Origin of the sequence: Francisella noatunensis subsp. noatunensis (genome assembly GCF_009823375.1) — a bacterium.
GTDB classification, from domain to species: domain Bacteria; phylum Pseudomonadota; class Gammaproteobacteria; order Francisellales; family Francisellaceae; genus Francisella; species Francisella noatunensis.
In genome coordinates, this window is sequence record NZ_WBSX01000079.1 from 1 (window position 1) to 8,552 (window position 8,552).

Here is an 8,552-nt window from a genome sequence, read left to right on the forward strand (position 1 = left end):
GTGCTATTGTAACAATGGTCGATAGAGCTAGCAGATTTACTATTTTAGCCAAGTCTATAGATAGAACAGCTAATTCAATCAATAGAATATTGTACAAAGTATCTAATGGTCATAAAATATTAACAGCTACATTTGATAATGGTAAAGAGTTTGCTAAACATAAGAAGCTAACTAGCAAGACTGGCATCAAAGTATTCTTTGCTGATCCATACAGTCCTTGGCAAAGAGGTATTAATGAAAACATGAATAGGTATATCAGACAATTTATATCTAAAGGTACTAACTTTAACAATATATCTCATCAATACATTAGAAAGTTACAGATAGACTTGAATAATAGACCTAAGAAATGTTTAAATTACTTGACACCTAATGAAGTACATTTTGGTATCTCTATAAACATTGAGAATACAATCTAGCAAACTTATTTATAATTTTAGACCGTTTGTGTATAAAATAGCTACATCAAAAAATTGGAGGTTGAAATGAAGAAAATTCTAGCAACAGTATTTGGTTTAATAATTGTGTCGGGAGTATATGCTGAGAGTTATCAGATGTATGCAAAACCAGATGAGAAATCCAAAAAAATTATGACAATTGATGATCAAAATCATCAATATAAAGCAATTTTCTCAAAAGGGGAGTGGATTGAAATAGTTGATCAAAAAGATGGGACAGTTGGCTGGGTTAAGCAAAAATCACCAAAAAATGATACACAAGCATCTAGTGATGATCCTATAGAAAAAATGATGGCAGATTTTCAAAAACAACAGCAAATGTTAGATGAGCATTTTAATAAGATGATAGCTAACATTGATCAAAATATAGCTCAAATGCAAACACGATCTAAAACATCAAAAGTCACTAAAAAACCAGATGTGTATAAAGAATTTAGTTCTATAACGATTAACTCAGATGTAAAACTGCTAAGATTGTCAAAAAGACAGAAGATAGTAGTGGAAAAGTCGAAACAGTAGAGAAGGAAGTACCAGCTGATCAACTGAATACTATCAAAATCTAGTACGGGATTTTGAATTTTACTAGTGATGATGCTTCTAAATAATAATCTTGCTTAATATCTTTTGTTTCCAAAGTATGCTCAATAAGTTAAAATTACTATGTAATTGCCACTAAAAACTAAGGAGTGCATTATGTATGAAGAAGAGTTCTTATCAGAAAAATTACAGCGTTTCACTTTGGTTGATATTGCGTTGGTCAAAATAGTGTACTTTCTCGTTGGCTTACTAATAATTTCGAGCTATTCAACATTAGCTTTGGTTAGCTGGGTTTTTTATTTACTAATGTTTTTGACTGCGGTTTTTCCAATAGTGATTCATCTTTTGTCATTTGAAGGATCATATATTGAAAAAGCCCATAAATATCTAAAGACAAATAAACCATCGTATCAAGTGTTGTTATTCTTTAGTATGTTTTTCTTTGCTTGTATGTTAGCTGTATTGATACCAGTTCTATTGGATGTGCCATGGTATGTTTATGTTATATTGATAGCTGTTTTTGCAATCAAACCAATGCGCTCAAATATGTTTTGGTAGAGGGAGGTTATAAAATTGAATAAAAGTACACACGATGGTCAAAAGGTTTACTCCAAATTAGTCCTTAAACTTTATAATTTCGTTGTTTTATTTTTTAATAATACTTTTTTGTGGAAATGTAAAACATCTCAGCTATTGCAGCTATACAAAGATAATGTATCGCCTAATCATTTAGATATAGGAGTAGGCTCAGGATATTATCTAAAAAATGTTAAAGATAGATTATCTAAAGTTGCATTAATGGATCTAAATCCAAATTGTTTAGAGTATGTGAAGAATGTACTCAAAGATAAAGAAGTATCAACTTATCAAGTTGATATACTAAAAGATGTTGCAGAAGAATTTTATTCAAAATATGATTCTATATCTTGTAACTATTTGATTCACTGTTTACCTGATAACGGTAATAAAGAAAAAGTATTTGAAAACATTGCTAAAATGTTAAGTAAAGATGGAGTGGCTTTTGGATCGACTATTATCAATGACTATAGCTCAAGTCTTGCGATTAAGGTGGCTAATAAATTTAATGCCAAAGGAATATTTGATAATAAAAACGATACTTATGAATCGATAGAAAAATATCTAGAGAGTAATTTTGCTGAATATACTATAAAGCAAATAGGTTCAGTTTGTGTATATGTTATGTCTAAACCTCTTAGATAATCTTTACTATTTATAATCAATAACATTCTTAATTATTTTTGTTATAATCGCTATATAGACAAATTATTCTATTCACAAAAATAATGAAGAAAAAGCTTTTATTTGTAACTTTATCGGCAGGCTTAATTTTGTTAGGCTCATGTAGTAAAACAACTGTTGCTTATGAGGATTTAAACGGTGTAGATACAACATCTATTAATTTTAGTTCTACTGATTTGCAAGCTATTACCAACAAGATGACCGAAGATATGCTGAATTCACGAGCAGTTAAGAGAATTACTGCTATGGATACTCCAACATTATTCTTTAGTAACATTCGTAATGAAACAAGAGAACATATTAATACAACAATGCTGTCAAATACAGTACAGACACAGATTATCAAATCTGGATTATTCCAAGTTACTGATATGTCTCAAATCAAAAATGTACGTGAGCAGCTTGGATATCAAGCTAATAGTGGTATGGTTGATCAAAGTACAGCTACTAAAATTGGTCAGCATATTGGTGCTAGATATATGGTTTATGGCTCTATCCAAGATATTGATAATACTAATGTTGATGGAGATAAGAGATCTAAATTCTTCTTGGCAACATTGAAGATGATGGATCTAAAAACAGGTCTTGTTGTATGGCAAGATGATAAGCAAATCCGTAAATCACAGACTAAATCAACATTTGGCTGGTAGTTAGATTTCAAAATAGTTATTTCAGAATGGATCTGAAATTTCTTAAAACATAGGAGATAAAATACTATGAAAAAGAAAATATTAAGCTCATTAATTGTTTCATCATTATTAGTAAGTCCTTTAGTTGCTGCAGAAACAACTGTAGATACTAAATCTACAACTGAGCAGTCGCAATCTGTTGATATGGGTTCAGATGTATCTAATCTTAATAGTGCTATCTCATCAGATTCAAAAGCAGTTGCGACAACTGCAAAAGATAAGAGATCCGCAGAAGAAATTTTAAGTGATGTAATGGAGAGTTATATCGATCAGAATAATCTTAGAGATAAATATGATTATGTTGGTTCTGCTATAGGTACAGCCTCTGTCAATCAAACAAATTCAAATTATGTCGATAGTGCTCAGTTAGCATTTGAGAAGGCTTTGATAAAAGCACAGGCAGAATATATATCGTTTATATCAGCTAATACAAAAGTTGATAAGAGTCTAAGCATAGATAGTACTCAAGGTTCTAATGTTAATGACATTAATACAGATTCTGATAAGCCAAAAGAGGGTACTCAAGCGGCTATTGACGCTAAGCAACAAGCATTAGAAGAAGCAAAACTAGATAAACAATTAAAAGATCAAGGCTTAAATCCAGATGATTTTGCAACACCTGATGAGAAGAGAAAAGCTCTCTTAAGTCAGCAAATGACAGTTAAAAGCTTAACTACAGGGTTTGGTAACTTATCAGGTCTACTACCAATCAAGACTTTTGTGGTAGAAAAAAATGGTAATGCGGCTATTGGTGTAGTGGTTATTTATTCAGATAAAATTAAAGGAATGTTTGAGGATATCAAGCATGGTAATGAGCCTGTAATTGTTGGTAAAGGTGGACAATCTCCTTCTGACTTATATAAGGATAAGTCAGGCGAAGATATGATGGGTGATTATGGTATCCGTGTTGGTTTTGGAGAAGATAATAAACCATATATCTTATCATATGGTCAAGGCTCGTACACAGGTCCAAAAATTCAAGGAGTTTCGGCTGGTGATTATGGTTATAAGCAAGCTGAGATTATGGCAAGAGCAAATTTAGTTACACTAATTGCTGGACAAATGTCAACTAAAGAAGCTTTGACTATGTCTGAGGATATCTCTAGCACTCTTGCTAAAAATACTAAAACGCAACAAACACGTAGAATAGATGCAACTGATATTGAAAAGACACTATCTACATATTACAAAACAAAAGCAAACCTAGATATTATTGGTCTTAAAACTGTTAAGAGATGGCGCTATAAGTTACCAAGTACGGAGAATACTGTATATGGTGTTGTATTAAAATGGGATCCTAAGCAAGTAGCTACGGCAAATAAGATTAAAAACTTTAACTATGATGAATATCGTAAACAAAACGCTAAAAGTACAGAAAGTGGAGAAACTTCCTTAAATGGTAAAGTAATTATTAGACAAAGTGATGATAATAAATATTTAAACCAATTCTAGGATAGAATGATGCAAAAGATATTAATTTTTTTTTCTCTATTTTTGACTTCTATAATTAGTAATGTTGCTGTTGCTGCAGATTCTTCTACAAATATTGTATCTGGTAGTTCAGCTAACTTGTTAAATAACTCATTAAATAATACTTTAGGTACTAACTCTGGAAGTACGCTTAAGTACAAAGGTGTAGATGAGCGAAATAATCTCAAAATGTTTACAGTTGCTATATTACCATTTGATACAAAAGGATCGACCATAAATGGTAATTATAGTGAAAAGCAGCTTCAGGATGGTCTCAATCAAACTATAATAGCTCAAATTACGCAAACACGTAAATTTAGGGTTTCTAATAGGGATGCTAAAGATGGAAAAGCTTATGAAGAAGAAATTCGACGTATAATAAACTCTAATGACTCTAGCGAAAAAGAAAAACTAAATCAAAGAATAGGCGCTGATTTTATACTAACTGGTGATATTTTAGGTTTAAACATTAGTAAGAAGAAGAGTTCGTATTATGGAGAAGACTTTACAACACTGAATGTCTCAGCGAGTGTGGCTTATCGTATGATTGAGTTAGCTACTATGGAGGTTAAATGGTCGAATGTCGTTAGATTGCAAGTACCAGCAAATATCGCTAACGAGTATGCTAACTATGATAATGGTGATCATTCACAGATATTGGATTATGTTGCTGAACAAATCGGTCAAACAATATCTGAACAGATTGTTGGAGCTATATACCCTCTTCAAGTATTAAAAGTAGACGATGGAGAGATATATTTTAACCGAGGTGGTAATGGCGTTGTTAAAGGTAGTATCTATGAAACTCGTCAAGAAGGAGGCACTAGCGTTGATCCAGCAACAGGACAGCATATTGTTTTAGATAGTAAAGTCTTAGCAAAAGTACGAATTACAGATGTGATGCCTAAGTATTCTGTAGGTATTGTAATTGATGGTAGCTTATCTAAAATACAAGCTGGTTTACGCGCATATTTATCCAAATAATATGAAAATAAAAATTTCTTTATTGTTTATTACATGTTTTGTTGTATCTAGTTGTGCGACATTTAGTGGTAGTCATCCTAATAAGGTAGGAGCTGCTAAAAGTGCTATTGAGACATGTAACTATAAACCTATCGAAACAAAGTTTGATGAAGCTTTTGATAATGATGGTATTAATGCTTCTATCGGCTTCTTAGAAACTGGACGTTTTGATCAGCTACTTGGTAAAACAGAATTATCACAAGTTAAATATGCCAATGCAGCAGATTATGTTGCTAAGTCAGAAGCAGAAGCAAAAATAAGAGTTAGAAATATCCTCAAAAATACTCAAGCTACTATTTTAAGTGATAAAGAGAGATATTACTATATATCTGATTATGAGATTACTTTTTTATATGCTTATCAAGCGCTAAATTATTTAAAACAGCATGATTTAGAAAATGCTGCTGTTAGTATTCGTAATTTGTCATATGCTCAATATGCCACTTATGAAGCAAAGGATTTAGCAGCTCAGACAAATAAAACTAGGTATAAAGAATTTAATCATGTTGATTCTAGACAGGTTTCATCAAATATATCTAGTTCAAAACAATATAGACAGTTAGTAAGTATAGCTGATAGGGTAAGAAACTCTTACGAAAATGCTTTTGGTTATTATCTAGAGGCTTTGATTTATCAGTCATACGATACCGATCTAAATAATGCTAACTTATCAATGAGTAATGCTCTAAGAGTCGTTCCGAATAATCCATATGTTAAAGAAGACTATAACCAAATCAAGAACGCTTTTGATACGGGACATAATATCTATCCACAAGGGCAAGGTAAGCTTGTTGTAATATATGAGAGTGGCTGGGTTGAGCCTATTAAAAAGTTTGATATACCTATCGCGATATTTTTCCAACAAGCTGGGGTTCAAAAAATTTCGTTACCATACTATGGCTCTTATAAGTTAGCACCTAATGTAGATGTAGAGATTTTAAAGGACAATAAAACTATTGATAAAGGTAAAACAGCATTACTGGTTGATACAACTGCAATGGCTGCTAAGTCATTATCAGATCAATATCCTGCGATTGTAACTAGAGAGATTTTACGTCTGGTTACAAAAACAGCTATTTCTGTGGCAGCTATTAGATCATCTGGTGACTATGCGGCTCTAGCGGCAATTGGAACTTCGGTGTATAACATGGCGACAACCCAAGCTGACTTAAGAGGCTGGAATCTTTTGCCTAAAAATGTTGATTTATTTTCTAAGGATTTAGATCAAGGTGAATATACGCTCAAAATTAACAATAAAGATACAATCGTAACTATTATGCCCCAAAAGATAACTCTGGTATGGTTAACAAGCGAAGGCTGTTATCAAAGGATATTATTAAACGAAATTTTATAATATTGATTGTAAATTAACTTTGAAAATTAATCTAGCTTATTAATTAGCAATCTTCTGCTTTGACTGTTTTAAAACCATAAAATGCTGCGAAAGCTTTGTTATTATTATTACTACTATCACATGTTATCGCTTCAAAAGTTATACCATAAGGTTCCGTTTTTCCATGAAGTTCGAATGTTGGCATAGTAATATTCTCTATTTTTTTGCTATGTGACTCAGCAATAATCTCTTGTCTATGTTGATTGAACTTATAAAGTGAGTAATAAGCATTTCCCATAACTCCCAATATAGTTATTAAACCTATTAGAAAGACTATATAGGATTTTTTGAAAAATTTATAAATAAGAGTTACAGTTATACTCTGATTGTCATAAAATTGCTGCATCACTGCTATAAAAAATATTATATAGTATATTAGCATTAACCTAATCTGTATGCCGTAACTAGTGGCAAGAGGAGCCATTATAAAGATTGATATGATTAATGTTAGAGAGTATATGATGAGGCTAAATTTTGAGTTTTTTTGATTAGTAGCAGCAAAAATAAAATATAAGATAAACAACCATACAATAATCATTGTATGAGGCCATAAGTTGTATCTAAATATATGAATAAAATAAAGAAGTTGACTAAAAATAGAAATATTTTGATCACTTGACATTTGATCCATTCTGACGTAGTTTCCTGGAGCAGCTATTAAAATAACTCCTCCAATCAAAAGACCAGTCAAGAAAAATAGAATTCCTTTGTTTATTATTTTGTTATTTATTTTTCTCTCAATAAAATAGGCTAAACAAAATACTAACAATACTCCGACAAACTGTTCATTGTATAAGCCTATGAAAAGACCAACAATTAAACTCATTAAACAGAATTTTTTATTCTGAATTATTAGATAATAGTAGAGAATTGTGAGAATGACATATCCCCAAAGATATTGTATAGCAGCAGTTTTCCATATTACTTGACTTATAAATCCTGTCCAAGTGAACATTAAAGCAAAAAAGAATGAATATATAATAAAATCTTTTGATGCTAAGCTATACTTGTTCCTAGTCACAATTTTGAAGATAAATATTACAAATAAGCTCATAGATATTGAGCTTATAATATTTATGGTTAGCAAAGATAAAGTTAAGTATTTTTTTGAAAATAGAGCATATACTAAAGCTTGTGCTGACATTCTACCTGTCCAGCCTGTATAATCTTGGGCTAAAAAATGGAAGAATGAACCATTTACTAAAGTATCATTTAAAGCTCTCCAAAAGTCATCCATCGCTAATGGCTGACAACAGTTTATAAATAAAAAGTACAGAAAAATAATAAAACTTATAAATATTTGTTGTTTTAGTGACTTATTCATTATTACATTAAATGCTCTTAAATTTATTACATTATATCTGACCACTCGAATATTTAAAAATATAAAAGCTAGATTGTATTCTGAAAGTTTTAAATAGTTGAAAGAGAGTTCCAAATATAGTTTATTAGGTTTTGACGAAACTAAAATAAACGATAAGGAACTAAAAAATGCCAAAGCACTTAACTCTTTCAAATAGATATTGTATAGAAGAATTACTTAAATTAGGATACCAAACATCTCAAATAGCCAATAAAATTGGCTATAGTGAAAGAGCTATAAAAAAGGAACTTAATCGCACTAGTATAAATAGTGACTATAATGCTGAGATAGCACAGAAGCTATATCAAAGCCGCAGAACTTCAAATAATCATAAGCTATCCTGTAAAGTTAAAAAGCTA

9 protein-coding genes and 1 pseudogene are annotated in these 8,552 nt (G+C 31.0%); 9 read left to right on the forward strand and 1 reads right to left on the reverse strand.

Features of this window, described 5'->3' with window-relative positions; genetic code table 11:
• The 8 genes and pseudogenes from F8C69_RS07095 to F8C69_RS07130 form a co-directional block, all read left to right on the forward strand.
• The coding region (locus tag F8C69_RS07095; protein ID WP_159184251.1) for an IS30 family transposase at positions 1-419 on the forward strand (419 nt) is incomplete at its 5' end.
• Between the two features lie 66 nt (positions 420-485).
• Positions 486-1,021 (forward strand): annotated as a pseudogene (locus tag F8C69_RS07100) (hypothetical protein).
• Between the two features lie 130 nt (positions 1,022-1,151).
• Positions 1,152-1,553 (forward strand): hypothetical protein, encoded by a 402-nt coding sequence (locus F8C69_RS07105; RefSeq protein WP_159184714.1) that lies wholly within the window; start codon positions 1,152-1,154, stop codon positions 1,551-1,553.
• A gap of 15 nt (positions 1,554-1,568) precedes the next feature.
• Positions 1,569-2,216, forward strand: a complete 648-nt coding sequence (locus tag F8C69_RS07110; protein WP_159184715.1) for a class I SAM-dependent methyltransferase — start codon at positions 1,569-1,571, stop codon at positions 2,214-2,216.
• A gap of 83 nt (positions 2,217-2,299) precedes the next feature.
• A complete protein-coding gene (gene lpoB, locus F8C69_RS07115) occupies positions 2,300-2,905 on the forward strand; it encodes a penicillin-binding protein activator LpoB (protein WP_159184716.1) in 606 nt (201 codons plus the stop codon).
• Between the two features lie 66 nt (positions 2,906-2,971).
• Complete coding sequence (locus F8C69_RS07120) at positions 2,972-4,396, forward strand: DUF6844 domain-containing protein (protein WP_159184717.1); 1,425 nt, start codon at positions 2,972-2,974, stop codon at positions 4,394-4,396.
• A 9-nt stretch (positions 4,397-4,405) separates the two neighbouring features.
• Entirely contained in the window at positions 4,406-5,398 is a 993-nt protein-coding gene (locus tag F8C69_RS07125; protein ID WP_192189675.1) for a CsgG/HfaB family protein, read from the forward strand.
• A 1-nt stretch (position 5,399) separates the two neighbouring features.
• A complete protein-coding gene (locus tag F8C69_RS07130) occupies positions 5,400-6,791 on the forward strand; it encodes a COG3014 family protein (RefSeq protein WP_159184719.1) in 1,392 nt (463 codons plus the stop codon).
• 43 nt (positions 6,792-6,834) lie between these two features.
• On the opposite strand, the gene F8C69_RS07135 is transcribed toward F8C69_RS07130, so the two are convergent.
• Positions 6,835-8,154, reverse strand: coding sequence for a DUF6056 family protein (locus tag F8C69_RS07135; protein WP_159184720.1), 1,320 nt, complete (start codon positions 8,152-8,154; stop codon positions 6,835-6,837).
• A 167-nt stretch (positions 8,155-8,321) separates the two neighbouring features.
• Here F8C69_RS07135 and F8C69_RS07140 point away from each other — a divergent pair.
• Positions 8,322-8,552: helix-turn-helix domain-containing protein (locus F8C69_RS07140; protein WP_159183974.1), on the forward strand; the 231-nt coding region annotated here is incomplete at its 3' end.

Excerpts from the sequence above, each read along its gene's own strand:
- F8C69_RS07105 (WP_159184714.1), top strand. The coding sequence starts at position 1,152 with ATGTATGAAGAAGAGTTCTTATCAGAAAAATTACAGCGTTTCACTTTG.
- F8C69_RS07135 (WP_159184720.1), bottom strand. The coding sequence starts at position 8,154 with ATGAATAAGTCACTAAAACAACAAATATTTATAAGTTTTATTATTTTT.
- F8C69_RS07130 (WP_159184719.1), top strand. The coding sequence starts at position 5,400 with ATGAAAATAAAAATTTCTTTATTGTTTATTACATGTTTTGTTGTATCT.
- F8C69_RS07120 (WP_159184717.1), top strand. The coding sequence starts at position 2,972 with ATGAAAAAGAAAATATTAAGCTCATTAATTGTTTCATCATTATTAGTA.
- F8C69_RS07125 (WP_192189675.1), top strand. The coding sequence starts at position 4,406 with ATGCAAAAGATATTAATTTTTTTTTCTCTATTTTTGACTTCTATAATT.
- lpoB (WP_159184716.1), top strand. The coding sequence starts at position 2,300 with ATGAAGAAAAAGCTTTTATTTGTAACTTTATCGGCAGGCTTAATTTTG.